29 protein-coding genes and 1 pseudogene are annotated in these 25,421 nt (G+C 69.5%); 17 read left to right on the plus strand and 13 right to left on the minus strand.

The genetic code is table 11. The features are described 5' to 3' along the window. Window positions 1–13 precede the first annotated feature (13 nt). The 11 genes from AB0C82_RS25660 to AB0C82_RS25710 all read left to right on the plus strand — a co-directional run bounded on the left by AB0C82_RS25660 (window position 14) and on the right by AB0C82_RS25710 (window position 8,676). Window positions 14–883 (plus strand): winged helix-turn-helix transcriptional regulator, encoded by an 870-nt coding sequence (locus tag AB0C82_RS25660; protein WP_362846131.1) that lies wholly within the window; start codon window positions 14–16, stop codon window positions 881–883. Further along, the gene (locus tag AB0C82_RS25665; protein ID WP_362846133.1) at window positions 880–1,398 is read left to right on the plus strand and encodes a hypothetical protein; all 519 of its coding nucleotides are present in this window, start codon (window positions 880–882) and stop codon (window positions 1,396–1,398) included. The genes AB0C82_RS25660 and AB0C82_RS25665 overlap by 4 nt, the downstream gene beginning before the upstream one ends. A 23-nt stretch (window positions 1,399–1,421) precedes the next feature. Beyond that, window positions 1,422–1,850 carry a hypothetical protein gene (locus tag AB0C82_RS25670; RefSeq protein ID WP_362846135.1) on the plus strand — a complete coding sequence of 143 codons (429 nt, stop codon included), beginning with the start codon at window positions 1,422–1,424 and terminating at the stop codon, window positions 1,848–1,850. A gap of 52 nt (window positions 1,851–1,902) precedes the next feature. Next, window positions 1,903–3,168: an MFS transporter gene (locus AB0C82_RS25675; protein WP_362846137.1), complete on the plus strand. Its 1,266-nt coding sequence runs from the start codon at window positions 1,903–1,905 to the stop codon at window positions 3,166–3,168. Window positions 3,169–3,202: 34 nt separating this feature from the next. Then, window positions 3,203–3,613, plus strand: coding sequence for a hypothetical protein (locus AB0C82_RS25680; RefSeq protein ID WP_362846139.1), 411 nt, complete (start codon window positions 3,203–3,205; stop codon window positions 3,611–3,613). Window positions 3,614–3,669: 56 nt separating this feature from the next. Further along, window positions 3,670–4,929 (plus strand): ATP-grasp domain-containing protein, encoded by a 1,260-nt coding sequence (locus tag AB0C82_RS25685; RefSeq protein WP_362846141.1) that lies wholly within the window; start codon window positions 3,670–3,672, stop codon window positions 4,927–4,929. A gap of 31 nt (window positions 4,930–4,960) precedes the next feature. After that, window positions 4,961–5,800 (plus strand): DUF317 domain-containing protein, encoded by an 840-nt coding sequence (locus tag AB0C82_RS25690; RefSeq protein WP_362846143.1) that lies wholly within the window; start codon window positions 4,961–4,963, stop codon window positions 5,798–5,800. 82 nt (window positions 5,801–5,882) lie between these two features. After that, the gene (locus AB0C82_RS25695; protein ID WP_362846145.1) at window positions 5,883–6,287 is read left to right on the plus strand and encodes a hypothetical protein; all 405 of its coding nucleotides are present in this window, start codon (window positions 5,883–5,885) and stop codon (window positions 6,285–6,287) included. Between the two features lie 61 nt (window positions 6,288–6,348). Further along, window positions 6,349–7,341 carry a SpaA isopeptide-forming pilin-related protein gene (locus tag AB0C82_RS25700; protein WP_362846147.1) on the plus strand — a complete coding sequence of 331 codons (993 nt, stop codon included), beginning with the start codon at window positions 6,349–6,351 and terminating at the stop codon, window positions 7,339–7,341. Window positions 7,342–7,604: 263 nt separating this feature from the next. Further along, on the plus strand, window positions 7,605–8,252 hold the full coding sequence (locus AB0C82_RS25705) for a restriction endonuclease (protein WP_362846149.1): 648 nt from the start codon (window positions 7,605–7,607) through the stop codon (window positions 8,250–8,252). Window positions 8,253–8,355: 103 nt separating this feature from the next. Beyond that, window positions 8,356–8,676, plus strand: coding sequence for a DUF6087 family protein (locus tag AB0C82_RS25710; protein WP_362846151.1), 321 nt, complete (start codon window positions 8,356–8,358; stop codon window positions 8,674–8,676). 60 nt (window positions 8,677–8,736) lie between these two features. Here the strand turns inward: AB0C82_RS25710 and AB0C82_RS25715 are convergent, their stop codons facing one another. After that, window positions 8,737–9,585, minus strand: a complete 849-nt coding sequence (locus AB0C82_RS25715; protein WP_362846153.1) for a hypothetical protein — start codon at window positions 9,583–9,585, stop codon at window positions 8,737–8,739. Window positions 9,586–9,677: 92 nt separating this feature from the next. On the opposite strand from AB0C82_RS25715, the gene AB0C82_RS25720 reads away from it, so the two are divergent. From AB0C82_RS25720 to AB0C82_RS25740, 5 genes are all read left to right on the plus strand, one after another. Continuing rightward, window positions 9,678–9,812: a hypothetical protein gene (locus tag AB0C82_RS25720; RefSeq protein WP_362846674.1), complete on the plus strand. Its 135-nt coding sequence runs from the start codon at window positions 9,678–9,680 to the stop codon at window positions 9,810–9,812. A gap of 237 nt (window positions 9,813–10,049) precedes the next feature. Then, complete coding sequence (locus tag AB0C82_RS25725) at window positions 10,050–10,412, plus strand: DUF317 domain-containing protein (RefSeq protein ID WP_341622072.1); 363 nt, start codon at window positions 10,050–10,052, stop codon at window positions 10,410–10,412. A 50-nt stretch (window positions 10,413–10,462) separates the two neighbouring features. Further along, complete coding sequence (locus AB0C82_RS25730) at window positions 10,463–10,759, plus strand: hypothetical protein (RefSeq protein WP_362846155.1); 297 nt, start codon at window positions 10,463–10,465, stop codon at window positions 10,757–10,759. A 23-nt stretch (window positions 10,760–10,782) separates the two neighbouring features. Continuing rightward, window positions 10,783–11,529 carry a DUF317 domain-containing protein gene (locus AB0C82_RS25735; protein WP_362846157.1) on the plus strand — a complete coding sequence of 249 codons (747 nt, stop codon included), beginning with the start codon at window positions 10,783–10,785 and terminating at the stop codon, window positions 11,527–11,529. A gap of 98 nt (window positions 11,530–11,627) precedes the next feature. Further along, window positions 11,628–12,536 carry a hypothetical protein gene (locus AB0C82_RS25740; protein ID WP_362846159.1) on the plus strand — a complete coding sequence of 303 codons (909 nt, stop codon included), beginning with the start codon at window positions 11,628–11,630 and terminating at the stop codon, window positions 12,534–12,536. 111 nt (window positions 12,537–12,647) lie between these two features. On the opposite strand, the gene AB0C82_RS25745 is transcribed toward AB0C82_RS25740, so the two are convergent. From AB0C82_RS25745 to AB0C82_RS25795, 11 genes and pseudogenes are all read right to left on the minus strand, one after another. Further along, window positions 12,648–13,970 carry a hypothetical protein gene (locus AB0C82_RS25745; protein WP_362846161.1) on the minus strand — a complete coding sequence of 441 codons (1,323 nt, stop codon included), beginning with the start codon at window positions 13,968–13,970 and terminating at the stop codon, window positions 12,648–12,650. Between the two features lie 96 nt (window positions 13,971–14,066). Then, a complete protein-coding gene (locus AB0C82_RS25750; protein ID WP_362846163.1) occupies window positions 14,067–14,396 on the minus strand; it encodes a hypothetical protein in 330 nt (109 codons plus the stop codon). A 233-nt stretch (window positions 14,397–14,629) separates the two neighbouring features. After that, window positions 14,630–15,322 carry a hypothetical protein gene (locus AB0C82_RS25755; RefSeq protein WP_362846165.1) on the minus strand — a complete coding sequence of 231 codons (693 nt, stop codon included), beginning with the start codon at window positions 15,320–15,322 and terminating at the stop codon, window positions 14,630–14,632. An 85-nt stretch (window positions 15,323–15,407) separates the two neighbouring features. Then, complete coding sequence (locus AB0C82_RS25760; protein ID WP_362846166.1) at window positions 15,408–15,830, minus strand: hypothetical protein; 423 nt, start codon at window positions 15,828–15,830, stop codon at window positions 15,408–15,410. An 80-nt stretch (window positions 15,831–15,910) separates the two neighbouring features. Then, window positions 15,911–17,647 carry a relaxase/mobilization nuclease domain-containing protein gene (locus AB0C82_RS25765; RefSeq protein ID WP_362846168.1) on the minus strand — a complete coding sequence of 579 codons (1,737 nt, stop codon included), beginning with the start codon at window positions 17,645–17,647 and terminating at the stop codon, window positions 15,911–15,913. Next, window positions 17,644–17,994 carry a plasmid mobilization relaxosome protein MobC gene (mobC, locus tag AB0C82_RS25770; RefSeq protein WP_267803809.1) on the minus strand — a complete coding sequence of 117 codons (351 nt, stop codon included), beginning with the start codon at window positions 17,992–17,994 and terminating at the stop codon, window positions 17,644–17,646. The genes AB0C82_RS25765 and mobC overlap by 4 nt, the downstream gene beginning before the upstream one ends. 458 nt (window positions 17,995–18,452) lie before the next feature. Then, on the minus strand, window positions 18,453–18,644 hold the full coding sequence (locus tag AB0C82_RS25775; protein WP_266445732.1) for a hypothetical protein: 192 nt from the start codon (window positions 18,642–18,644) through the stop codon (window positions 18,453–18,455). 998 nt (window positions 18,645–19,642) lie between these two features. Further along, window positions 19,643–20,086 (minus strand): annotated as a pseudogene (locus tag AB0C82_RS25780) (DUF2637 domain-containing protein); the annotation flags it as partial. After that, a complete protein-coding gene (locus AB0C82_RS25785) occupies window positions 20,083–20,799 on the minus strand; it encodes a WhiB family transcriptional regulator (RefSeq protein WP_362846170.1) in 717 nt (238 codons plus the stop codon). The pseudogene AB0C82_RS25780 and the gene AB0C82_RS25785, both read right to left, overlap by 4 nt. Before the next feature lie 152 nt (window positions 20,800–20,951). Further along, window positions 20,952–21,710 (minus strand): ATP-binding protein, encoded by a 759-nt coding sequence (locus AB0C82_RS25790; protein ID WP_267803811.1) that lies wholly within the window; start codon window positions 21,708–21,710, stop codon window positions 20,952–20,954. After that, a complete protein-coding gene (locus AB0C82_RS25795; RefSeq protein ID WP_267803812.1) occupies window positions 21,707–22,783 on the minus strand; it encodes a hypothetical protein in 1,077 nt (358 codons plus the stop codon). Before AB0C82_RS25795 ends, AB0C82_RS25790 begins: the two co-directional genes overlap by 4 nt. 565 nt (window positions 22,784–23,348) lie before the next feature. On the opposite strand from AB0C82_RS25795, the gene AB0C82_RS25800 reads away from it, so the two are divergent. After that, complete coding sequence (locus AB0C82_RS25800) at window positions 23,349–24,203, plus strand: helix-turn-helix domain-containing protein (RefSeq protein ID WP_362846172.1); 855 nt, start codon at window positions 23,349–23,351, stop codon at window positions 24,201–24,203. Window positions 24,204–24,240: 37 nt separating this feature from the next. Here AB0C82_RS25800 and AB0C82_RS25805 read toward each other — a convergent pair whose 3' ends face one another. After that, window positions 24,241–25,416, minus strand: coding sequence for an amidohydrolase family protein (locus tag AB0C82_RS25805; RefSeq protein ID WP_362846174.1), 1,176 nt, complete (start codon window positions 25,414–25,416; stop codon window positions 24,241–24,243). Between the last annotated feature and the right edge of the window lie 5 nt (window positions 25,417–25,421).

The raw sequence follows: 25,421 nt of genomic DNA on the forward strand, positions 1-25,421 counted from the left end.
AGGAGCACCCGCTTTGGCTACCACCGGCCTGCCCGAATCCATATCGTCCGACCTGTCCCGTGTCACCCAGAGCCTGCAGATGCTCGCCCCGCGGTGGAACGTCTGGGTGCTGCTGACCCTGTCCCAGAAGCCGCTGCGCTACCGGGAGATCAAGAGCGCACTGCCCTGGCTCCCCGACGGCCAGCTCCACCCCAGGCTCGGCAAGCTCACCGAATCCGGACTCCTTGAACGCACCGAGTTCGAGCCCCAGGACGTGCTGTACGGCCTGTCCGTCCGAGGCCGCGAGCTGCTGCCGGTCCTCGGCGTGATCGCTGCCTGGGGTGGCAAGCACCTGGAGAAGGAGACGCTGCTGGATCCGGCGACCGGCCACCGCGTACCCAAGGCGGTGCCCCGCGCCCAGGACATCGAGGACACCATCGCTCTGATCGCCCCGCGACAGGCCACCCCGATCCTGTGGGCACTGCGCGTCCGCGGAACATCCAACGCCAAGGCCCTGGCCGCCACCGCCATGCCCGACAGGCACCTGACCAACGTCTACGCCCCGCTCAACCGCCTGGCCGAGGACTTCCTCGTCACCAAGGACCGCGAGGGCCGCGTCGAACTCACGGCCGCCGGCCGGGACCTGGCCCCCGTCTACCAGGCACTGTCCGCCTGGGCCGCCGGCGCCCCCCTGACCGAGGCCGCGAACCACCCGGTGTGGGCACCACCGCCCGTGCAGCCCCAGGACCGCCCGGCCCTGTGGGTCACCACCCAGCCGCGTATCCCAGCAGCTCCGACGCCCCAGGCCCGTCCGGCATGGAAGCCGGGCGATCTCTTCTTCTCCCACACCACCACCGTGGTCCGCCCTGCGGGTGCGCCGACGACTGGAGGCCGCACCCGATGAACACCGACACCCACGCGAAGGCGCTGGTACCGACTACGGCCGCTCTCTCCCACCCGGGCCTCATCCGGATCGTCAGCGATATCGACGACAACGGGACCCTGGAACGGCACCTCCTGAGCCGGACTCTCACAGGCCTCTCCCGCTGGCAACTGCGCCAGGCCTCCGCGGTCGGGCGTGCACTGGGCCTGCTGAAGGCCTACACCGACGGAGGAATCCCGAGCCTGGTCCTGACCCCGGCCGGAGAGGCTCTGGCCGAGGTCTACGACACGGCAGCCCGCTGGGCCCGAACCCACCACCACCCCAGCGACGTCAGCGACTTCGTCACGCGAGTCCAGGCCACCCTCACCCTCCTCGGGTCCACCACGGCCGGTTCGAACGGGCACGCACTCGAGTTGGACTACGAATCCCTCCACGGGCCCCGGACCGTGCTCGCGTCCTGGGTCCGCGACCACGGGGCAACCCTGATCGCCCAGCTGACCGGCGTCTCCCAGGACGAGATGGAACTTGCCGCGTGAGCGGCGCACGGTACGAGGGCGCCGTGACCGCGCTGGGGACCAGCGAGGTGGCCCGTGCGGTCGGCATGGACCCCAATGCCTGGGCCTTCACGGTGATGCAGGACGCACGCGGCCACATGAAGGAGACGGTTGCGGCCGTGATGAACACGGCATTTGAAGTTGATGCCGTGCAGCGGCAGCTCCTCCACGAAGCGGACCGTGCCATCAAGGAATTGTCCAAGACCCTGACCGGCAAAGACACCGTCGGCCACCGCTGGACCGAGGGCCTCCTCGGCGACCGCGTCGACAACCTGACGATCAAGCGGGGCTACCTGCTCCGCCAGCTCGACACGCACCTGGCCGTCTACCGCCACGCCGCAGCCGAGCCGAGCCCCTCGGTCAGGCCGTCGACGGCCCTCGGCCCGACGCATCCGGCGCACGCCGCGCCGCAGGCGCGCACGCCGCGCCGCTGACCTCTTCCTGTTCTGCTCGCCGCGGCGGGCGTCTTCTTGCGTGAAAGCGACGATGACCGATCTTGTGATCGCCGGCCCACGGCATGCCCTCCTCCCGCAGCTCTCCCTGCTGCGCCGCATCTACCTCCCTCGTACTGCCGATGCTGGCGCGTTTGCGATGACCACGTACGGCATCCCGCTGATCGTGCTCGCCACCACCCGGTCTGCCACCCTCACCGGGCTGGCGTTCGCGTTGGAGTGGATTCCCCGCCTTGCTGCGTTCTCTTTGGCCGGGACGATGGTCGACCGGCACGGCACGAAGCGGGTTTTCCGGATCGCTTCCGTGCTGCGCGCTCTGGTGGTCTTGGCCGCGGCGGTCATCCTGCCCACCCAGGCCGGTGGCCTCGGAGCGACGATCACGGTGATGGCGCTCGCGGCCATCACCGGGGTGGCCACCGAGTTCTCCTACATCGCGGCCGAGACGGCCGGGGCGGCGGCCAGCAAGGACGCGGGGGAGCGGGCCCACCGGGTGCAGTCGGCCCTCCTGGGCATCGACCAGACCGCCACCCTCGCCGGGCCCGCAGCCGCCGGATTCCTCCTGGCCTGGGCTGGCGTCACCGGCACCCTGATCACCATCGCCGCCTGTTCCCTCCTGGGCGCCGCCCTCGCCCCCTGGCACCGCGAGACCCGTCTGGTCCCCGCTGCCGCATCCGCGCTCACCGGACTGAGCACCGGATGGTCAACCCTCGCCTCGCTGCCGGCCCTCGCATGGCTGATCGCCGGACTCACCGTCTCCAACCTGGCCACCGGCATGCTCCAGGCCGCCGCCCCGATCATCGTCGTGCAGCACCTGGGCTACTCCAGCGCCGCCGTCGGCGTGATCTGGTCGGCCGCCGCCGCAGTCTCCCTCGTCGTGGTCGCCTGCTGCCGCTTCGTCATCGACCGCGTCGGCCTGTGGCCCACCGGGGCCGCCAGCGCGGTGGTCGCAGCCTTGGCCGGCCTCGCCGTCTCCCAGGCCGGCACGTACAACCAGCTCCTCGTCCTGACCGCCGTACTGATGGCAGGCGAAGGCGGCATGACCGTCGTGCTGCGCACTCTTCGCTCCCACCTCATCCCCGAAGCGGTTTTCGGCGCCACCCTCAGCATCACCATCCTGATCATGCTCGCCCCGTTCCCGCTCGCCGGAATCCTCGTCGCCGTCACGCCCGCAGCGGCACTCGGACACGTCCTGACCGGCTGCGCCGCCCTCCAGGCCATCGGCCTCCTGTCCGCGTTCTGGCGCCTGCGCCGCGAACCCGCCATGCGCCACGGCCGCTCTCCCGCACACAAGCGGACCTGAACGCCCCACTCCGCTCACCCGACCAGAGAGACCCATGCCCCCGAGCTCTTCGGCCATCTCCTCGCTCCACGCGGACCAAGCAGCCGCAGCAGGAAGCCTCGTACGCCTGCTCACCGACCGCTTCGACACCCTGCCCACCGCCGAGACCACCGTCCTGGCCCAGAACCTGCTGGCCCAGGACGGCCTCGTCGCCGACGTCCACCACCTGCTCCGCGCCGTATCCCACTGGGCGGGCACCACCGGCCCCACCCTCTACGAGGGACCGCTCCCCTTCGAAGTCCAGGACGCACTGGGCCAGGCAGCAGACCAGCTGGAACCGCTCGCGCTCCTGGCCAAGGAGACGGCCTTCCCCCAGCCCCTGCCCCGCAGGCAACCCCCACCCGCAGCGATAGCACCTGCGCCCCGCACTGCGGCCTCCGCCCAGAGCCCCGGCATGCGCCGCTGAACTTCCCCGCCCCGATCGCTCCCCGCTCCCGTCCGTTCCGAAAGGCCCCCTGACCCTTGACCCCGCCCGAGAACCTCCGTACTGTCCCGGCCCGCCCCGTTGTCCTGGTCGTCGCGCCCAACGACGAGCTTTACCGCGGCTACTGCCTCGAATCCGTCGCCGCCGCCTACGACACCGTCGTCATCACCCCGGCCGCCCTCACCTGGGAGAAGTCTCTCGTCGTCGACCATGAGGTCACCGACCCGTATGACATCGAGTCGCTGCTGGCCGCGGGGGAGGCGCTGGCCGCCCGGCAGCCCATCTCCGCCGTGCTCACCTGGAACGAGATGCTCCTGGTCAACACCGCGGCCCTCGCCCAGCATCTGCAGGTGACCACCGACGGCCCGGACGTTCTCCACGGATGCCGCGACAAGTCCCTCAGCCGCGAGCTCTTTGACCTCCACCGGGTTCCGTCCGCCCGGTCGATGAAGGCCGCCAACCTCCTGGAGGCAGCCCTCGCTGCCGAGTTCATTGGCTACCCCGTCGTCGTCAAGCCGTCCGGGCAGGCCGGCAGCGTCGGCGTCATCCGCGTCGACCGCGCCGAAGAACTCCCCGCCGGCTTCGAGTTCGCGACCGAAGGAGCGAGCCTGTGGGGCGGCGAGTCCACCGACGTCCTGGTCGAGGAGTACCTCGACGGCGAAGAGATATCCGTCGAATGCGTCACCCACCACGGAGTCACCACCCCGGTCGCCGTCACCCGCAAGCAGCTCGCGTTCGCTCCGTACTTCGAGGAAGTCGGCCACACCGTGGACGGGGCCGACCCCCTGCTCCGCCGCGTCGGACCCATCGCCCAGGCAGCCATCGCCGCCCTCGGGATCACCACAGGCATCCAGCACGTGGAGATGCGCCTCACGGCCACGGGCCCGCGGATCATCGAAGTGAACGGCCGGATCGGCGGCGACCTGATCGGCAAGCTCGTCCTGCTCGCCACCGGCATCGACCTGCCGCGCGCCGCCGCCGACCTCGCCCTCGGCCTCCGGCCCGACCTCACCCCCACCCGGCAGCAGGCTGCGGCCGTCGCCCTCCTTTACCCCGAGGTCTCCGGCACCATCGTCGAGCGCGGCATCGACCCGGAGTTCACGAAGGCCACCGACTGGCTGGAGCAGACCAGCTGGATCCTCTCCCCAGGCGAACAGGTGACCCTGCCGCCGGAGGGCGACGTCGATGTCGCCCGCCTCGGCCTCCTCGTCGTCACCGCCCCCGACGCCGACCAGGCCGAAGCCCGCATCCAGGCCGCCCGCGACCACATCACAATCACCGTCACGCCGACCGCATAGCCGCCGCCCACCCCTGCCCCTGGACTGCTCTTTGACCGACACCGCACCTGACCCGATCGAGGGCGACGTCTACGTCACCCCCCGCTACCTGGCCGGCAGCGCCTGGACCGGAGACCCAGCCCTCCAACCCCTGTTCGAACTCGGCTGGGACCGTCACCACGACGACGTCGGCAACCTGTACGTCGCCTCCCCGGACCGCAAGGTCCGACTCGGCTTCCTCCCCGAAGGCGACGATGACGGCCTGTGGCGCATCACGGCCTACCGCGACCCCTTCGCCGCTCCCGCCTGGGGCGTCTGCTTCAACGACATGACTCCCACGGAGCTGGTCACCGCCTTCACCACCGCCCTCGCCGCCGCGTACACCCAGGGCCCCGACGCCTACCTCGACAAGGAGCCGCGCGACCGGTTCGACGCCGTTGCCCCGCTCCTGAAGGGAGGTTGGGAACTCCAGCACCCCCGTTGGGGCGTGATGGAACTCCAGAGCGCCGACGGCCTGGCCGGTCTGGAGTACGTCACCGGTCGGCTCGACGAGACCAAGGAGCTCACCACCCTGGAGGCACGCTGGTACATGTGGGGCGGCCCCAAGGGACCCCGCTGGTACGCCACCGCCTCCACCGGCACCCCGGTCCACCTGGTCACCGCGATCACCACCGCCCTGGCCGACCCCGCACCCGTTCCTCGCTGGCAGGAAGGGATCCTCTCCTCCCTGCTCCCGCACATCCAGCTCACGCCGATCGTCGCGCCCCCGCCGCCGGCGCCCACTCCGCTCGATGTGCACCGCCGCACGGCAGCCCGGCCCCGGCCGGTGCTCACCACGACCAGCGTGCCGCGCTGGAGCACCAGCACCACCCCGGCTCCCGCCCGCCGCTGACCACGACCTGGAGGTTCACCTGTCCCTGCACGCAGCGGAGTTTTTCGCCGAACTCCAGCCACCCTTCCCCGTCGGCGCAGTCGTGGGGAACACCTACTACGGCAGCCCCGTAGCCGATTCCCCTGTGCGGATCCGCATCGACTTTCAGAGCACGATCCGCCACCGGGAATACGACGGCCTGCGCCTGGCGGTCATCCATCCCGACCGAGGAGCCCTGGACACGGCCTCCCTCTCCTTCGCCGACCACCAGACCTTCGCCCGGCGTGACGCGGCAACGGGCATCGGCCCCGGATGGGACGGCTACGCCCGCATCCGCGACTGGCACGAGAACGGGCCCCCGCCCTGGAAGGGCGCCGACCTGACCGGTCTTCGCCGCGCCATCACGCACTACACCCAGATCTGGGCCCCCTCCCCGGCAGCCGATCACTCCCGCCCGAGTCTGCCCACTCTGCCTACCGTGCGCCCCGCTTCCGGCCGCTCCCACTGACCTCCGGCCCCGACGCCGCACCGGCACACCGCCCTCCACAGTCAAGGACATCACTCCCTCCATGCACTCCAGCGCCACCAACCGCTTCCCGACCGTAGTCACCGCAACCGTGGCGGCCCTCGTGGCGAGCACACTGCTCAGCGCCCCGACCGCCTGGGCGGAAGCCCACGAACCGCAGCCCGGCACCGTCGAGATCACCAAGAAGGACCCCGACGGAGCCCTCCTCGCGGGCGCCGAGTTCAACCTGCTCGACACCCTTAACGGGACCAAGGCCCTGACCGGCAAGACCAACGCGGACGGTGTCCTTCGCTTCGAAGGCGTCGCCCCCGGCGTCTGGCGACTGAAGGAGACCGCGTCCGGCAGCCCGATCCACGACCTCGCACCGGACCAGGACGTCATCGTCACCCCCGGACAGACCGTGAAGCTCGCCGTCGTCGATCCGTTCAAGCCCGCTGACCTCACGGTTACCAAGACCGACAAGGCCAGCGGCAAGCCGCTCGTCGGCGCGGTCATCAACATCACCCCCACCTCCGGCGACGGCAAGCCCGTCACCCTGACCACGGGCAAGGACGGCACCGCCACCGCCAAGCTCCCGGTCGCCGCCCGCGCCGGCACCAGCTACACCGCCACCGAGGCCAAGGCCCCCGACGGCTACCAGCTGGACTCCTCCCCGGCGAAGATCACCGCCAAGCCCGGCGCCGCGGTCACCGCCGCCTTCACCAACACGAAGAAGGAGCAGCCGACCCAGCCGCCCACCACCCCGGCGCCTACCCCGACGACCCCCACCACCCCGCCGATCACACCGTCCACCAAGCCGACCCCGAGCACGCCGGCCACCTCGCAGCCGCCCACCAGCTCGGCGGCCCCGACCCCGGAACAGACCATCTCCAGCACCTCCTCGCCCGCCCCCACGGGCTCCCTCGCCCAGACAGGCGCCGACGCCACCGGATGGCTGCTCGCCGGAGCGGGAGTGCTGATCGCCGCAGGCGGCGGCGCAGTGCTCGCCGTACGACGGCGCCGCAACACGACCGAGGACGACCAGCCCACCAGCTGACCGGAACCCGATAGCCGAATACCCACACCAGCAGGCCCCAGGAACCCGAGCAACAGGGGTTTCTGGGGCCCTTGTGCGCCTACGTAGCCGCGGCGATGAAGCGGCAGGATCCGCGTCTTCATGACCGAAGTACCCCTGGACATCTGCGGTGAGCCGTATGTCCGTGAGTTGCCTTCGCTCGTGCGGTGAGTACCCCAGGAGGCTGACGATGCCCTGGCTGATGAACTTCAGGAGCCTGTGGCCAGGCCGGTTAGAGTTCTGCGATGACGACTGCTCCAAACGGGCGAACCAAGATGAGGAAGCCCGCTGATGCCGCCTTCTGGCTGGCGTATGAGATGCGGGTGGCCGCGCTCGTTCAGGCCCTGGACGCAAATGCGTCCATCACGCACAACGAGTCGCGAACCGGCGAGCTGAGCGGCGTCGCCCGCCAGATCGACGCGCTGGCAGTGGGCTCGATCGCCGGCCAGACACTCCAAGTGGTCTTCGAAGCTAAGTGCTACGGACGTCGCGTCTCGATCGGAACGGTCGACGAGTTCATCGGCAAACTGCTTGATCTGGGCGCAGAGCGAGGCATCCTCTACGCGGCTGGCGGCTTCACCGAAGGAGCGGTAAGGCGGGCGGAACGTGCTCTGAACCCGCGGGTCGGACTGGAGCACCTTGCCGTGCCGACTCCTGACGGCGCATTGCACGAGGTGCCCCTCGGCGGGGTCGACCCCCGCTTCGACCGCCGCCCTCCGACCGTCCACGAGTACACGCGACTTGAGCCACGCCGGTACGAGGACTCGCTGGACCGACTGGGCAGGGTTGAATCCACGACGATCCGGCGGGAAGAGCCGTACGAGCCGTCGGTACCCACCACCACGAGCTACCGGACGTTCCTGCTCGGTCAGGCCTTCCTCTACAAGCCGTAGCACAAGAGCAGTCCCCACGACCGCCCCCTCCTTCCATCCTGGGAGAAGGGGGCGGAGTGCTGTCCGGCTTCGGTAGGGTGCTGCCCCTCACGGAGGTGCGACCATGACCGACGAACCCCTCGAACGCTGGGCTGCCCGCCGGCAAGGGCGCCTACGTAAGCCCGGCGAACTCAAGGCCATCACCCTCGGCGTCGGCCCGCAGCGCGCCGCCCACATCGACCCCGATGCCCCGCGCATGATCTTGGAGTGGGATGGCTTCGCCTGGCAGCCGCTCATGACCGTGGAAAACTACGCAGCGGCCCGGCTCGCCCTCTACCCGCTGCCGGAAAGAACGCCCGTCGACCAGGCCGAGGCGACCGGCCCGGTCATGGGGCGTAATCCCTTGGCTCCGGGTACCGGACGCCACCGCAAGCCGAGGGCCTGACGAGCCCTTACGCGAGCCGCTCACAGGGCCAGCGGAATCAGGCCGTCCAGGGCTGGAGCATTAACCACCCATCTCTTCGAGCCTCCGCTGATCTTGGTAGAGCTTGGCAACAAGTAGCTCGCGCGGGTCGGCAATCGGGTAGCGCATTTTCCGATCACGCTTGCTGAATGCGCGGCTCACGGGGTATTCGAGCCAGTGGTCGATACGAGTTGCCTCGATGGGCGCCTTCGGCCCACTGGTCAAGAAGATGAGGAACGGTGGGAACGAGACGGCCCAGAACTCGGTGCTGCTTGTGCCCTGGCCGGTGAGGCCGACGGACACGGATAGCACACCGTTTCGAAAGTAGCACAGGCCAGAGTTGGCGAGTGCCAGCTGCAACGCGAACGGCTCGATCGACGTCGGCTCGTCGGAGTGGTATGCAGCGGCCAACTGCGGCTGTGTGTCTAGTAGATAGCGCGTGTCCTGTACGGCCAGCATCATGCCGAGCACCTGGCGAACGATCTTGCCGGGATTCAAGTTCGTGATGTGCTCTGACCCGAGCTTCGTCCCGTGCTCCATCGGCAGCGTGAAGGCACCGCCTTCTCGGCCGGCGATGAAGAACAGGTCGTTGTGCGGCTGACCACTGACCTGGTGGAACGCCGCAGCAGCTTCCCGGAGGTGGCCGATGGTGTCATCGCGCCAGAGCGCGTACGCCTCCGGCAGACCCCGGTGGCTGGCCTTGTTGTTGTCAGCCCTGCAGAGCGACGGAATCGTGTGGCCCGCCTCAAAGCTCCGAAGTACCGTCAGCGCTCCGTCTTGCTCGCTGTACACGGTGATGGGTGACTTGTTGCCCGCGACTTTTGGCGGAAGGTGCTCCTCGGTCATCGGCCCGTGGCCGCCGCACTGTCGGCACCAGTCGAAGATTGTCACTAGATGAGGCTACTAGTGCTCCGACTGCAGATCGTGTTTTTGCTGGTAGAGACTGGTCCGAGCACGGGGCGCAGCCACCGGTGATCATCTGTGTGCGAGATCCTGCCCGCTGGCAGGACATGTTCGAGGCCCTGATGGGCCACATCGCGGGACGATTCGCCAGGGTGGAACCATGGCGTCGGGCACTGGACCTGGTGCTGGGGTTGCTGTCGGACCTGCCGCGCTGATCAGGTGACATTCGAGCGGGTGGCGCCGCCGACTGGGATTCCGTGGCGTGGCCAGCTGGCCAACGGTGGCCATCGAATCCGAGATGGCCACGAAGCCTGAGACCCTGCAGTGGTGCTGACGGATGCCAGTTCGCCCGGGGCAGACAGGAAAGAACCCCAAAGGACTGGTGCAACGCGGCAACGGATGCCAACGTAGACACCTTCCCAAGAAACCCCAGGTCAGAGAGGTGTCTGCCGTTGACCGTGGACACAGCGAAACCCGGATTCTCTACGACGATCGAGGCCCTTCGGCTCCGCACTTGGCGCCTCGGCCCTGGACAGCCGGCCAGCGTGATCGACCAGTTCACCGACGAGGACTTCAAACTCGTCGTGGACGACCGGGCCGATATGCATATCAACTCCCGCGACGGCCGCTTCTACCTCGGCTGGTTCCCTACGGGGCGGCCCGGCACGGACGGCGATGGCTGGGTGATAGCCATCACGGGAACGGCCACGGTTCCCGGGTATCGCGTCATTTTCGACACCGAGACCCCTGCCCAGGTCGTAGCAGCGGTGGTGGCTGAGGTCATTGCCACCTCTGCACCCATACGCTCGCACTGACCTCTATCCCGCGTGCGCTGCGGCACGATCCCTGCGCACGCGTCCTGTTGATGATGAAGGAGAACACCTTGGACCCGGAGTACACCGTCGGCGAGATCATCGACCGACTCTCCGCCTTCGACCGCGATGCCACCTTCCGGATGGCCATCAACCCGCTCTTCCCGATGGAGCACACGGCAGGATCCATCGTCAGCACCCTCGACCCCCAGGGCCGGACCATCGTCTACGTCGCCGACGGCGGCGAGCAGCTCGGCCCCCTGCCCAAGTCTGTGGCCGTTGACCTGACCTGGCACAAGCCGTTCGAAGCCCCGCCCCGCCGGCGCCGAAGCGCCACCGGCAACCAGTAGTCCGCTCCCCGTTCCGTACCGCCTTGGAGGCGCCCCTGAACCCCCGCTCTTCCCGCTACCCGTCCACCCCCAACCCCGGCCCTTCGTACTGGGTCACTCCCCGCCACCTCGCCGGCGACGACGGTGTCCTCGCCGACCGGATCTGCGACACCCTCGCCGAGTCCGGCTGGACGAGCTGGACGACGGCTCGCAGCACCCTGCTCCTCCTGAGCCCGAACGGGTTGTGTGGCGCCGAGTGGATCCGCACCGACCACGCCTTCCTGCTGGGCGGACTGCCCGTGGCCTGGCAAATTTCCGCCCGCACGCACCGGGGCGATGCCCTGGCTGAGTGGAACGCGTACTTCACGCCCGATACTCCGCACGAGGCCATCGCGGACTTCCTCCTCGCCGTCGAGGCCCGGACCGATCCCGTCATCAACTATTCCGGCCCGGAGGCCGTCATGTCGGCGCTGACGGCCCTGGGCTGGCTCCGGGACTTCGACCACCCGGAGACCACTGCCTGGGACACGGGAATGTCTGCCGGCTTCACCTGGGGGGAGCTGCCGGCGGGGATCCAGGACGGGGACCCGCGCCCGGATCTTGTGGGCTGGCAGGCGTGGGCCGAACCGGTCCTCGGCGCCCCCTACCTCTGGTGCGCGACCTTCAGCGCCAGCACCCCGCACGACCTGGTCGCGGCCTTCGCCGCATCGATCGCCTCGCCCGCCCCGGTACGACGCCGCATCCTGCCGGAACTCGCCACAGGACGTCTTACCTTCAGCCTCCCTGGCTGACACTGCCGGCCTGCACCGCAACGGGCTGCCGTCCGTCCTTCCCCACCGACGGCAGCCCCCTTCGGCATGCCCACCTTCTCCGGCCACCAGGAGGCCCGTTGCCCTACCCCCTGATCCGACTGTCCATCAGCCGCACCAACGGCGTCGCCCACTACGGCGTGATGTTCGGAAGCGGCGAGCCCCTGACGGCGTGCGCCACACACTCACCCGACCTCGCCCCGATCGGTGACCGCACAGCCCACCAGACCTGCCAGAGCTGTACGCGGGCTCTCCTGGTGCTGACGACCCCGCCTCACCCTGGGGAGGTTGAAGCCCGTCCCGCAGTCGGTGCGGGACGCAGCGCAGCTGCCCACCGCCCGATCCCCGGACACCTTCTCGGTTACTGCGGCAAGCCCCTCGACTATTGCCGCGCCACCGGCAAACGGGCCTGTGCCAATTGCGCCCACCTCACCCGGACCCTGGACGCACTGCGCGGACGGGCGGGTGAACTTGCCCTGCCCGCAGCCGAGCCGTGCCACAGCGACGAGAGCCCGCTGTGGGCCCTTCCCGACGTCGGACGCCTCACCTTCGGCCACCGCCGCAACGGTGCCACCGGTCAGACGTACTGCGGCGAACGGCAGCCCGCCCGTCGGGACTCCAGGGCTCCCGAATGCCCTGCCTGCCTGCGCCTGTGGGCGGAAGAAGAGATCTTCCGCCAGATGTACATCCTGCCGGAGATGCGTGCGCATACGGCTGCATGGGATGTGGACGTGCACGGAGCCTTCGAGGACCGTGCGTGGATGCTGGACCCGGGCGACCGGTACACGCTCTCCGGCTGCGGTGAAGCCCACCACGTCGTCGCCGCATCCCGGCACCGCTACGAAAGCCACGTCGACCTCGTCGTCTTTCTCCCCGGCGAGGATCGCGTCACCGATGCCCGCGTCCACCGCGACCGGTTCCTGAGCATCCAGCGCCCCTTCACCGCCGACAGCGCTACCGCACTGCCCGCCCCGCGAAGCGAGATGTAACGAGCGGCGCGGCGGCGGGGAGAGATCCACAGAGCAGGTCGAGGCCTCCTGAGCACGGGGTGGGCCCGCTTACGGATCGTGTCAGAATGATCGGCTGGCGCCTTGGCTATCTCAGGGGGTCCACAGCGGGGAAACCCGCCGCGTCGTCGAGGGGCCGGCCAGCAGCGATGCCACGCCCCCGGGAACGCCGAGCTTCCTCAGGGCCCAGTCGAGCGCATCGGCTTCGGCATCGCACATTCTGGCTATGAGGGCGGTCTGTTCGGGCAGAAGGATCCGCCGGGGAATCACGATCGTCTCGCGGACACGGTCGAGAGGCAGTCCCCGCCGGAATCCTTGCCCGGCGGGGCGGAGCGCATCCTCGTCCGGCGGAAGCGGCAGCCGTCGGCGCGCTGCGTTCGAGACGACGATTCCGGCGACGTGAATGTGCTCCTCCAAAAGCGGAGCCAGCAGGTCTGCAAGGGCATCGGTCTTGGCGGCGAGCGACATCGCAGCGAAAGGCATCGGAAGGCTGAAGAGACCGCTATGGTCCTCCACCCAGATCCATGCCGTGCCGGCTCCCACCGTCTTGAGGCATTTGCCGCGCACCTTGCCCAAGAGCCGTCTCCCCTGGTCGCTCTCCACAGCGGCTCCGGTCAGGGTGGTTCCTTCGGGGGCCGAGCCGGGGTGCACGGTGAGGCGTCTGCCGGCTTTGCTCAGGACATCGACCGCGGCTCCCAAGTCCGCGCACTGTTGGGCGGCTTCCTCGGTACGCCGCTTCCAGGCTTCGAAGTCGTCATCGTCGAGCAGCTCGGGGAAGTCGCCTGCCCAGTAGATGGTGCCGTCCCGGTCCAAGGCGAAGAGGTGCATCCGGCAGGCCTGACGGAACTGCTCATAGTCCTTGAGTTTTTGGTCTTCGGCGAAGGTAACGACCTCGATGAAGACCGGACCGATACGGACGTCGCCGGGGCCGCCCCGGGCCTTCGCCGGTTCCAGCTCGACCCGGTATCCACGGGCCGCCCCCAGGAGCGCGAGCCGTGCTTGCGTCTGGGTGTGCAAGAACCGGGACAGGGTGACGTCACGGCGAGCGTCCCGCCTGACTGAGGCCAAGCCTGGCACGCCGGCTTCTTCCAAGTAGCCGTACGCGGCCCACCACCGCACCGCGTCCACCCACGCCCCTGGCTCGCCTCCGTTCAGGATCTGGAGTGCCGGGGCGGCACGGCCCAATCCGACGAAGGCATCGCTGTCCCTGCCCGAAGCGTAGGAAGGGTCCACGGCCTTGGGCAGCCAGCGGCTGTCGAAGAAGGTTGTGAGCCCGGCCACCGCGCGTGCGGTCACGGCATGGCCAGCGGGGGTGAGGTAATCGGCACCGTCAGGGCTGCCGAACCATGCCTCCCAGTCGATGGCCCGGCTGCCCTGGCTGATAGCCCGCCATGTCTCTTCGTCGCGAGGGTGCATGCCCGTCATCATGAAGGACTTGCAGGCGGCGGTGCGGAGATTTTCCCCAAGCCCGGCGGCTCTTCCCAGTCGCCTCTGGGTGAGCAGACGCGGTAGTCAGAAGTTGAAGACCCGCTTGGATGTCGACGGCAGGTCATCCCGTGTGCCCTCGTACATCCCAAGGCCATCGCAGCCAGGGCACTCCTGTTGGGATCCGATGTTCTCGTCTTCGCCGTCCGGGACGAACACTTCCTTCGTCCCTTCGCAGTCGTCGCACTCGAACCAGATCTCTTCGGCGTCGTCAGAATCCATGTCGAGCATCACGCAGTCGTAGCAGACCTCAGCTCGGTATTTTCCGTCATAGATGTTCTTCCCGTACTCGGGGTCGAAGATCTCTCGTGCCTGTGCCTCGTCGAACGCCTTGCCACACCTGCCGCATTTCTTCATGCGCGGCAGGCTACCGGCTGCGCTCGGGCGTGCAGACCTTCGAGGTCATCCGCCCCACGCGTACCCAGCCGCTCCATGCCCTCCACATGAACCTCCGGGACGGTGGCACGCCGCCTGAGCTGTGGACCTGCGGGACTGGGTCCGTGTTCCTGAGCGACTGGAGCGCCGCCGCTCTACTTGCAGTCCGACCCCGCCGGTCACGGGAGAGCGGCGGGGTCGGTCAGGCGCTGGGGTCAGTTTGCGGGGTGGGCCTTGGTGAGGGCCTTCTCCACATGGGAGTCGACCAGGGCCGGTGATCCGGAGACGACCAGCAGGATGGTCCCGGTGCGGACGGCGGTCTGCTTCACGATGCTTTCCTGCCCACCGGCGGTGAAGGTGAGGAGCTGGCTCCAGGCCTCGTCGCCCAGAGCGGGGGCGGCCAGCTTCTGCGTGGCGATCTTCACGGGCTTGCTGCCGATCACCAGCTGGTAGACGGGGCAGCCGGTCATCGCCTCGAAGATGCGCTTCGTGCCGTCGGTCAGCTTCGGCGCGGTATCGCTGTAGAGCTCCTCGGAGATCTCGGAGCCGGTGCTGCCGCTGTAGAGGAATGTGGCCGTCGCCTTGTTCGGGAAGTCCAGGCTTCCGCCGGCGGCGGCGTCACCGCCGAGCTGTTCCAGTGCGGGGCAGCCGATCACCGTCGTGTCGTCGTGACGGGCGGTTTTCTCGGGCTTGCGCGTGTAGTCCTGGCCGAGATCCGCCTCGACGAGGAGGCGCCCGGCGAGCGCGGAAGCGGACAGGGGGGTGCTGGACGCTGGGGCGCCGGACTTGGTCTGCCCCGACGGCTTCCCGAGGGGGGAGGCGGAGCCTGCGGGCGTACTGCCGGAGCACCCGGATATGGCGAGGGAGACGGCAACGGTCAAGCCGGTGGCGATGGTGCGGATGCGCATGTGAACCCCTGGTGTGGTCGTGCGGGTCTGACGGCCGGACCCCCATGGGGTTCTCCTCCGGCGTTACGGGTGGCAGGGGTTGGGGTCAGTGGCCGAGGAAGCGCAGGCATTCCTCGTAGGTGGCGTGCTGCCCGGTGGTGGGCCCGCTCATGCGGTTGTACCAGGCCGCGTCGAGCCGGGGCTCGACCTCCTCGTGGCCGGCCGGGCACCGCAGCCACACCCCATCAGGGGTGCTAGCGACGATCCACTTCCGGTACGCGCCGCACTCGGAGCAGGCGCGGACCTCGCCGTCGAGGACGAGCGGAAAGTCGTGGGCCATCAGCATCCCGGCCAGCTCCTCGCGCGTCGGCAGGCGCAGGTCGGGCGGCAGGAAGTCGTCCACGACCGGCACGGCCGCCGGCTCCTGAGAGTCCGGGCCCGGCGGCGGCTCGACGTGCCCCGCGGTCCACGCTTCCCACCGCTGCTGGGCTTCGAGCCGTTCTCGTCGTTCGCGATTGCGTCCGAACATAAGGTTCCCCCTCGTCCTTGTCCTGCCGGGCACCATAGATCGTGCACCACACCCCTGTCGTCGTTCCACTCTAGAAACTCTCAATGTCCACGGCCCCGGTCACGGCTGTCCTGGCGGACGTCTGCGGGGCCGTCCGTGTGCGAAAGCGACGGCTGGCTGGCGGGATTGCTGTGGAGCGGCATGGCGGACGCGTCGGCGGGGAGCCCAGCCAGACGGCGCAGCCGCCACACCAGGACGTCACTGACCGACGATGCGGTGTCCAACTCCCGTCGTCCAGTGGCCTGCACGAGGAGTTCAGCGGGATCGTGCCCAGCCGCTTCGGCGTCGGCAAGGGTGGAGGCGAGCGCCAGCCAGCCCGCCTCGGCCAGGACCTGCTCGGCGAGATGCGGCACCGCTGCGCGCAGGACGGCGGCATGCCGCCGCTGGAGTACGGGGGGCAACAGGCGGCCCCGCTGGTGCAGTGCGGCCATGGGGTGGCTGGCCGCGGCCTGGTAGGCGGCGCGCAGGTGTTCGGCGGCCTGGAGGGCAGCAGCGGCCTGCTGGGCGTGCTCCTTCTTTCCGTGCCAGGCTGCGGCGGCGGTGACGAGGAAGAACGCCATGTCGATAAGCATCGCGGTGGTCGCCCCGTCCTCCCCTCGGCCGAGCGCCGGCCCGCCGTGCACGAGGTCGCGGGCGGCCTGGCGCAGGGTGCGGTCGTGACCGCGGGCGGCCCGGACGTGGGAGCGTGAGGCCCGCTCGAACGCGAAGGCGGCCTCGCCCAGTTGCTTGCGGGTGTGGGCGGCGGAGGTCTTGGCGAGCGCGTCCAGCACTTCGCCGGCCGCCGCGATGTGCGCGGAGATCGCGCCGTCGTCACCGTCGTCGAAGACCAGCACCGCCTGCCAGGCGGCGGTCGTCGCGGCCCGCCGTGCGGAAGCGGGCCCGGGCACCGAGCGCAACGGAGCATCTGCTGTGACTCCCTCGGTGTCCCGGTCGGGGGCCACCGTGGTGCTCCAGCGCTCGCGGATTCGGGGCAGGGACAGGTCCGGGGCGAGCCGTGCGCCGGGGTAGAACACCGGCTCGCCCTTCCTGTTGCGGTCGTCGGGGAGCGCGACCTTGTACCCGAGAAGATCGCCGGACGGGGCGACCCTCTTGTGGACGAGCAGACCTGCCGAGGCAAGGCGTTCGAAGAACTCCCCTTCGCTCTGGGTGCCGGCGACCGCACGGCGGACGGTCTCGCGCAGTTCTTCCCGGGCGGTCCGCTCGCGACCTTGGCGCTCGGCCTTGTGGCGCTCGGCGCTGGTGGGGCGCTGGGCTGCCGTGCCGTCACCGGTATGGAGGCGCCGCAAGCCGTAGTCGATCTCGATCTGGCGTGCTTCGGCCTGGGATCGGGCCGCATCGTTGTGCAGGCGGGGCTTGCGGCCGTCCTCGCGAACCAAGGTGGCGACGATGTGGATGTGGTCGTCCGCATGACGGACAGCGGCCCACCGACACCCGGGCCGACCATCCTCGGGAGCGATGCCCGTAGCGGAAACCATGCGCCGGGCGATGTCCGCCCACTGGTCGTCGGAGAGGACAGGATCCTCGGGGGCCGCTCGTACGGACAGGTGCCACACGTGCCTAGCCGGTCGCCGGCTCGGGGCGACGGAGTCGACGGGAAGATCCAGAAGCTGCTGCAGGGCCTGGTGGGTGGCTTCGGGATCGCGTCCGGGATCCGGCGCGAGGCTGTCCCAGGCGGCGACCAAGTGCGGGTCGATGTGCTCTTCGTGGGTGCCCGGACCGTACAGGTAGTACAGCAGCCCGATGGTCCGGGTCCCCCGCTTGTGAACTCGGGGTATCACCGTACGGAGCCCGCCGATTCGACGTGGCGGCGGGTGAAGTCGTCGACGCGCTCTGCCGCCCTGCGTACGGCCGCGAGCACGGCCTCCGCATGGGGTGCGTCCGCGCCGGAGTTCAAGGCCTTGGCCACCTGGTTGACGTTGTTGCCGATCTGGCCGAGGTGCCGGCGCAGGGCGAACAGCTCGTTCAGCATTTCGCGTTCTCCGGCGACCGCAGCAGCCGTACGGGAGAGATCGCGCGCGGCGGCGAGAGAGGCATGCGCGAGGAAGCCGGACACCGTCATCGCGCTGGCACTGGCGGCATCGAGGAGGCTCTGCTTCTCGGAGTCGTTGAATCGGCTAGCGATCATGTGGACGCGTTTGTCGGCGGCGGGCTTACGTAGACGGTTACGGACGGACGGTTTCTCGGGTGCGCGATGCACGCAGAGTGGGTTGTGGCACGAGTGCGTCTCCTCCTGGGTATGCGGTCCGCCCTCGGCCGCATCCTCCCTGGCCGGCGCCCCCTGGTGCCTGCCTGGGCCCACCTCCCCTGGGGCGGGGACACCATGAGTAGCACTCCCGACGGGAGTGCTACTCATGGGATAACTTGCTCGCCACGAGAGCGAGTTGTGGTCCGGCTGATCTGTGTCAGTGGTTGCGCTGTTCGACGGGTTTGTCATCGGGTCCGGGTCCTCGTGGAGCTGGTTCGGTCGGGGGTGCGGCAGGGGCGTTCGGGAGTTTGCTGCCCGGACGGCAGGGTGGCCCGGCAGAAGTCCGAGCCACCCTGTGGAGCGCCTCAGGCAGCGATCCGTCTACCGTTATGGGTTGGCTATCCGCATTCGGGGCAGTGCGCGTAGTGCCGTGTGAGGGCTTCGGCCATGCGCTGCTTGGTGCCGAGGGCGGTTCGGGCGCTGGTCTTCGCCGGAGCGGTGCCCGGGTGGCGGGCAGCGTGGTTGCCGAGGTAGTGGATGTCCCGCTCGAAGTCGGCACGGATGCGGGTGAAGCGGGGGCACGTCTTCATCGGGGGCTCCTCGTCTTGGTGTTGTCGTCGCGCAGTCGGGCGAGGACTGGGGTGAGGCGGTCGTTGCGGATGGGGATCTGCTGGGCCCGCATGATCGCCCGCAGCTGCACGCGGGTGACCGACTCGTTGCCGTCCCGTTCAAGTGCGCTCCGCACGTGGGGACGCAGCCGGTCGACGATCTCGTCCTCGGTGAGGCGGGACCGGGACCGCGGTCCCGGTCCCTTGCGGGACCGCTCCGGTACGCGGTTCCCCGTCCCCCGCTTTGCTTTGGGGACCGGTCCCCGGCGCGGCTTCGCCGGCGGGTCCTCAGGGTCGGCGTTACCCCGGTCCCCATCACGGTCCCCGGCGTCTTCCTGGTCCCCATCCGGCGTGGGGTGGGGACGGGGACCGTCCGTCTCGGTCCCGGGGACCGTCCCCTGGTGGTCCCCGGTCCCCGGGACCGAGGACGTGCGGTCGTGTCGGGGACGGTCCCTGCTGACGCCGTTGTTCCGCACCGTTGCGGGCGTGTGGCCCATCCGGTCCCCGCTGGTGGCCTTGATGTTGGGGACCGCGCGGGGCTCGTTGCCGGTCCCCGCCGGGGCGCCGGTCCCGCCACGGTCCCCATGTCCGGGACCGTCGGTCCCCTTGGGACGGTCCCCTTGTGGGACGGGGACCGCGTGGGGACCGGGGTTCTGCGAGGGGACCGTGTGTGGCCGGTCCCCGTTGTGGCGGTCCCCGGTCCCCAGGCTGGAGACGGTCCCCGATGCCTCCGCCGTATCGAGGCCGGTGGGGACCGGCGGGTCGGGGACCGTGTGGGGACCGTTCCTCTGCTCGGGGACCGTGCGCGTCCGGTCCCCACCAGAACGTTCCTCCGCACGATGGTGCCCACCGGCGGGGACTGCCGTCCCGTTGCCATCCCCTGACTGCGCGGAAGGCTGGTCCCCAATGGTCGTCCGGAAGGTCATGGCGCCTTCGGGGACGGTCTCCGTGGGGAGTGGAGCCCGGTCGTCGGCTGTGGCGACGTGCTGGTGAATCTGGCGCATCAGCACCCCGAAGGCCAACAAGGCTGCGGTGGGCGGGACGGCGGCGACGACGTAGTCCAGCACGGGGACCGGGTCGGGGCCGGTCCCGCTGACGCCGGCGACGTTGAGTGCGATGGAGCCGATCGATCCGATGGCGGTGAGGGACACGGCCCACCAGTCGGTGACCTTCCGCAGTCCCGCTCGCAGCATCAGCAGTTCTCCGATGACGATGAAGGCGTCCAAGGTGCCTGGCCAGGCCCACTGCCGCTCGGGCGACTTGGCCAGGCCGTGCTGCCCGGCGACCTCGGCCAGGTGTGCGTAGGACAGCCAGAACGCGGCGGCGGTCAGGGCCGCGATGACGGCGCCGGCGGCGGCGAGGGTGAACCGCTCCGCGGACTCGGTGCTCCTCGTGGACCTGGGGCCCGTGCCGGGGGTGGTCATACGGCTTCCCGGAGGTTGTTGATCAGAGCCTGTGTCTGCACGTGACGAGCCACCGGCCTCGACTTTCGCGCTACGACCTTGCCCCGCCTGTCCTTACGGGGAATGCTCCGGTCGCGCTCGGGACCGTCACCGTCGTGGGCCTGGCCGGAGGGCGGGGGCTGCTGTCCGGCCAGGGCGGCCTGCCGGGCGGTCTCGACCGGATTCGGGTCCGAGGCGAGGTTGTGGTTGTCGCGGTTCTCGATGGCGCGAGCCTCCACCCGGAGCAGGTCACGGGCCCACTCGCCCCCGATCTGGAGGGTGTGAGCCAGGCGGTTCGGGCTCCAGCCCTGGGCGCTCGCGTAGCGGGTGAGGGTCTTGCGTTCGAGTCGGCTCAGCTGGACGTCCCGGCCTTCGATTACCGCCTTCACCCGGCTGTAGTCCAGTCGGTTCTCCACCTGGTCATGCCAGGTCCCCCGCTCAGCCTCGGTCAGGCCACCCCAGACGCCCTCCTTGATCTCGTTGTCCAGGGCGTAGTTGAAGCATTCGCGGCGGACCGGGCACCAGCTGCAGATCTCCTTCGCCTCCGCGATGGCGTAGTCGTCGTTGGGTGTGTGGAAGAACAACTCGTCCGCGGTGGCGGGGTCGACTCCGTTGCAGGCGGCTCGGGCGTGCCAGCTGATATCGGCGACCCCGTGGAGGTCGGTGGGAGGGGTGTTGGTGGTGATGTAGCGCATGGGGATGTTCTCCGGGTACGCCTCATGGGCCGGCGGGCGGGCAGCGCGGCACACCAGCGGCGAAGCGGTGTGGGTGCGGCTCGGCGGCGAGGCAGGACAGGGGGAGCGGCTACGGGGCCGCACCGAAGGGGAGAGGGAGGAGAAGGGGCCGGTCAGGCGCGCTGGAAGCGGCGGTCCGGGCCGTCGAACTCGACCGGGGTGCACATCCCGGACAGTCGGGAGAGGATCCGGTCGCCCACCTTGTCGCGCAGCACCGGCTGGCGTGAGTCCATGTGCTCGGTGCGGATCGGTGCCAGGTTGGTGGTGACCAGCGTCGGGAGGTGGTGCTCACCGCGCCAGGCGAGCAGCCGGAAGGTGATCTCCTCGTTCCACTCGCTGGACTTGCCGGCGCCGAGGTCGTCCAGGAGCAGCAGCGGCACCCGGGCGATATCGCGCAGCAGCCACTCGACGTCTACCCCGGTGCGCTGGCGCATCTGTCCGAAGAGGTCGACGGCCTTGATGGCGTGCCAGCGGACCGCGCACCCGGCGGCGGTGAGCGAGCGGATCGCCCCGTACGCCTGGCGGGTCTTGCCTGCTCCGGTGTTGCCCCACAGCAGGAGCGAGGGTCCGCGGGCGATCACCCGGCGCCCGCCACTGCCCCAGTGGGGGTTGTGGTCATCGGTGTGCGGCGCGGTAGCCGCGTCGGCGATGGTCCGCACCCAGGTCATGACCGCCGGGTGGTCGGCGAACGCGTCCCGGTAGTCGTACGGGATGCGCCGCTGGGCTGCCTCCAGGGCCGGGATTGGCTCCGGAGTGTCCGCGAGGACCGGGGCGGCCGGGTTGATGCCGCGGGCGGCGAGGCGGGCGGCGAGGCGGGCTTGCAGGCGGTCGGAGACGGCGGGCTGCGGGTCGGCGAGACGGGCGCGGGTCACAGGCTTCCTCCGAACGTGGTGGGCGCGGGCGCCGGGTTGAAGTAGGGCGTGTAGGCGGATCCAGTGCTGGCCCATGGCCCCGCGCCGGAGGCGGAGGACGGCGTCGAGCCCGCGTGCTGAGGTGAGGCGTTGACGACCTGGTTCACCAGGCTGGGCAGGACGCTCGGATGCAGGCCCTTGTTCCGCAGCAGGTCCATGGCGGCGCGGATGTCGCTGGGCGCGAAGTCCTCGTCGAGGAGCATCTTGATCTTCCGGCCCAGCAGCCCGCGCGTGTCGCTCGGCGGCTTCTGCCTGCAGCCCTTCACGTACTCGGCCACCAGGTCCTTCGCGGACACCTTCTCCGAGACGCCGCCAGACGCTGGCGCCTGGCGCCCCGTAGGTACTGATCCAGGATCCAAGATCCTAGATCCAGACGACGAGCCCTCGCGTATTCGTGTCGAGCCCTCATCGAGTGCCTTCTGACCTGCGGTTTCTCCCGGCAGGTCGGAAAGTGGTTCCTGGGGGGCCTTCGGAGCGGATCGCGGGGCGGTACCGAAGCCGACGGGTGCGGGGTCCGGCTGCGCCGCAGGCGCAGAATCGGGCGAAACCGGCTGATCGAGTACTCGACGAGTATTCGTCGAATCCTGCGAGGCGCTGCCGGCAAGCCCGGCTGCCGTGGTCGGCGCCGACGCCTTGGCGGGGGAGGCGGGGCAGGCCGCGCTACCGCACTCGCTGCACGGGCGCTCGGCCTGGTGCGCGGGGCACCGAGGCATGCGCGACGCGGAGGGTCGGTCGATCTTCTGGTGCTTGTCCCACTTCACGACGTGCAAGTAGTCCTTGTCGTCGCACCCGGTGTATCGGCAGATGATGCCGACGGCGGCCAGCTGGTCGAGGTCCCTGGCCACATGGGCGGGGGTGTGCTCGATACGCAGCGGCCACACCTGTCCGGCGATGATCGCCGGGTGTGCAAGGAACCGCCCGCTGTCATCGGCCTGCGTGAGCAGTCCCTGGAAGGTCACCATCGCGGTGACGTCGCACGCAGCGAGGTCCTCCGACCAGAACATCTCCGGCTTGATCGTGCGGATGCGGGCCATCAGGCGACACCCCCCTGATCGCGGGTTGCGGGGTCGGCCGTATGCTCCGGTCTTTTGCGCGGGGCGGTCGCCATGCGACACTCTCCTCTGGTGTGACCCGCCGTACCGGTGTGCCCGTGAGAAGGTCCGGTTCGGCGATGTTGGGTGGCTGTCCGCTCATTCGTGGGCGGTTGTGCTGCCAGAAGCGTCCGGCGTCTGAGAGTTCCCGCTCTCGGGCGCCGTCGCTGTTTCCTGGCTCAGCCAGTCCGTAAGGTCCATCCGCTGCGCACCCAGCCCCCCTCCGAGTCCTCCGCCGGGCCTGGTGACCGGCGGGCGACGACGAACATACGTAGAACCTGCCGGAATACCTAGACTTCGCTCTAGAACTCCTCACAGGTCACGACATGCATCCTGACCAGCGCCGATCCCTCGGGTGACAAGACAGTCACGAGGGCTAGGCGGCCTGGTCGGCGGCCGGTACCGTTCGTCGAGTCGAAGTTATCTGCGTTCGGCGAACCGCACAAGTGGCTAAAACTAGGTTTCCTGAATACAGTGAACCTAGGACAGGACGGAAGGGAGGAGGGGCATGCCGGCACGTATCTTCGATGGACAGCGTGTACGCGCGCTCCGTCGCTCCGCCGAGCTGACGCAGGAGGCCGTGGCTACCGCCGTGGGAGTCCACGCGACCAGCGTGACCGCGTGGGAGAGGGGCACGAGCCACCCGGATCCGGAGAGGCTTCCAGCTCTCGCCCGGGCGCTGGGGCAGCCGCTCGATGCCATGTTCCCGCGTGATGGTCTGCCCACTCTGGCAGACCTGCGGGCCGATGCCGGGTTCTTCCAGAACGAGGTCCCGGGGCTCCTGGGTACCAAGTCTGCCGGGCCGGTGGCTAACGCGGAGCGGGCCAAGCGGCGGCTCTCGGGCGTCTACGTCGAGCCGTTGGCCAAGGCGTATGACGTGAGCGTCGAGCAGCTGATGGCAGCACAGGAACGGTCCTTCGGAGTGGAGGTTCCCGAGCCCCACCCCGAGATGCCCACGAGCCTCGCCGACAAGATGCGGTATCTCCTGGAGAACCCGGACGACGACAGCGTGCCACCCTCGGATGCGGAGATCGCCCGTGCGGTGAACGCCTACGTCGGTGCCCAGGTGATCTCCGCTGCCGGTGTCGCGGACCTGCGGAACGGCGAGGTGACCGAGGCGTCCCCACCGGTGCTGGAGGGGCTGTCGGCTGCCTTCGGCGTCAGCGCCCTCTTCTTCCGAAGCCGCGACGTGGTCAAAAGGCAGGTCGCCGAGGGACTGACTCTGCTCGCGAACGTGCAGGCCGGCAAGATCCGCGGGCTGAAGGGCAGGCAGATGGGACCCGAGGGCCTGCCGACCGAGGTCATGGCCCTGATCAACAACATCGTCGCGGAAATCGAAGAGCGGGGCCTGCCCAGCGCCTAACGGCGCCGGGCGAAGCCCCGCTTGGTCGTTGCGATGTCTACGCGGCTTGGTGCTGGCGGCCGTTGGTGAAGACGGCGCGCACCGCGCTCAGAGCGGACAGGTCTTCGAGCGGGTTGCCGTCGACCAGGAGCAGGTCGGCGCTGTAGCCGGGAGCGATACGGCCGGTCTGGTCACCTACACCGAGGGCTGCCGCCGCTTCGGTGGTGGCCATGGCCAGGATCCGGTCTCGGGAGACCCCCAGGTGCTCGTAGAAGCCGAGGGCGCCGACGATCCCGTCGAACCCGGCGCGCTGGACACCGGCGTCGGTGCCCGCGATCAGGCGGGCTCCGGACTCGGCCATCCGCTGCACGAGCGCGAACATGGCGGCGGCCTTCTCCTCGCCGAAGAAGCGGGGGAGCATCTGCCAGTGCGGGCTCACGGCCGGGCAGACGTAGATCCCCTTCTCGACGATCTGTGCCAGGACGTCCTCGCGGAGGTCGAAGCCGTCCTCGGTCATCCAGGTGCAGTGCTCGATGGTGTCGACACCGGCGGCCACCGCGTCGGTGATGGCATCGGTGCCGTGGGCGTGTGCGGCCACCTTCAGGCCAGCCTGGTGGGCCTCTTCGACTACGACGGCGAGCTCGTCTGCGCCGAACTGGCTCTTCCAGCTGGGGGCTCCGCCCTTGGTGAGGCCGCCGCCGCCGGCCATGACCTTGACGACCTTGGCGCCGGCGGCGACGTTGCGGCGCACGAGGGCGCGGGCCTCGTCGGCGTTGGAGACCTCGCCTCCAAGGAACCAGCAGTGTCCTCCGGGCGGAGTGACGGGTGCCCCGGCTCCGATGATGCGGGGGCCCGTCGCGGTGCCGGCGGCGATTTCCTGGGCGAGGCGCAGCGCGAGGCCTCCTCGGTCGCCGAGGTCGCGGGCCGTGGTGACACCGGTAGCCAGCAGCTGGTCGGCCCGCTTGCGCATCCCCTCCAGCAGATCCTCGTCACTGGCTTCCTGCATGGTGGCCACAGGGTCAGCGCCGGCATCGAAGACGAGGTGGACGTGGGCGTCGATCAGGCCGGGCAGCAGGGTGGAATCCGGGAAGTCCTGGCGCGGTTCGCCACTGCCTGCCTGGGCTTCGATGTCGGCGCGCAGGCCGACGGCCGTGACGATGCCGTCCCGTACTAGTACGGCGCCGTCGGCTACGTCGGCGTCTCCGGTGAGGATGCGGCCAGCTGTGATCAGCATCAGGG

It is taken from the genome of Streptomyces sp. NPDC048560, assembly GCF_040650955.1.
In the GTDB taxonomy this organism is placed as follows: Bacteria; Actinomycetota; Actinomycetes; order Streptomycetales; family Streptomycetaceae; genus Streptomyces.

Excerpts from the sequence above, each read along its gene's own strand:
- AB0C82_RS25760 (WP_362846166.1), bottom strand. The coding sequence starts at position 15,830 with ATGTTCGGACGCAATCGCGAACGACGAGAACGGCTCGAAGCCCAGCAG.
- AB0C82_RS25755 (WP_362846165.1), bottom strand. The coding sequence starts at position 15,322 with ATGCGCATCCGCACCATCGCCACCGGCTTGACCGTTGCCGTCTCCCTC.
- AB0C82_RS25775 (WP_266445732.1), bottom strand. The coding sequence starts at position 18,644 with ATGAAGACGTGCCCCCGCTTCACCCGCATCCGTGCCGACTTCGAGCGG.
- AB0C82_RS25710 (WP_362846151.1), top strand. The coding sequence starts at position 8,356 with ATGACCGACGAACCCCTCGAACGCTGGGCTGCCCGCCGGCAAGGGCGC.
- mobC (WP_267803809.1), bottom strand. The coding sequence starts at position 17,994 with ATGATCGCTAGCCGATTCAACGACTCCGAGAAGCAGAGCCTCCTCGAT.
- AB0C82_RS25665 (WP_362846133.1), top strand. The coding sequence starts at position 880 with ATGAACACCGACACCCACGCGAAGGCGCTGGTACCGACTACGGCCGCT.
- AB0C82_RS25750 (WP_362846163.1), bottom strand. The coding sequence starts at position 14,396 with ATGAAGAAATGCGGCAGGTGTGGCAAGGCGTTCGACGAGGCACAGGCA.
- AB0C82_RS25795 (WP_267803812.1), bottom strand. The coding sequence starts at position 22,783 with ATGGCCCGCATCCGCACGATCAAGCCGGAGATGTTCTGGTCGGAGGAC.
- AB0C82_RS25805 (WP_362846174.1), bottom strand. The coding sequence starts at position 25,416 with ATGCTGATCACAGCTGGCCGCATCCTCACCGGAGACGCCGACGTAGCC.
- AB0C82_RS25680 (WP_362846139.1), top strand. The coding sequence starts at position 3,203 with ATGCCCCCGAGCTCTTCGGCCATCTCCTCGCTCCACGCGGACCAAGCA.
- AB0C82_RS25675 (WP_362846137.1), top strand. The coding sequence starts at position 1,903 with ATGACCGATCTTGTGATCGCCGGCCCACGGCATGCCCTCCTCCCGCAG.
- AB0C82_RS25700 (WP_362846147.1), top strand. The coding sequence starts at position 6,349 with ATGCACTCCAGCGCCACCAACCGCTTCCCGACCGTAGTCACCGCAACC.
- AB0C82_RS25730 (WP_362846155.1), top strand. The coding sequence starts at position 10,463 with ATGATGAAGGAGAACACCTTGGACCCGGAGTACACCGTCGGCGAGATC.
- AB0C82_RS25785 (WP_362846170.1), bottom strand. The coding sequence starts at position 20,799 with ATGCGCTACATCACCACCAACACCCCTCCCACCGACCTCCACGGGGTC.
- AB0C82_RS25705 (WP_362846149.1), top strand. The coding sequence starts at position 7,605 with ATGACGACTGCTCCAAACGGGCGAACCAAGATGAGGAAGCCCGCTGAT.
- AB0C82_RS25745 (WP_362846161.1), bottom strand. The coding sequence starts at position 13,970 with ATGCACCCTCGCGACGAAGAGACATGGCGGGCTATCAGCCAGGGCAGC.
- AB0C82_RS25800 (WP_362846172.1), top strand. The coding sequence starts at position 23,349 with ATGCCGGCACGTATCTTCGATGGACAGCGTGTACGCGCGCTCCGTCGC.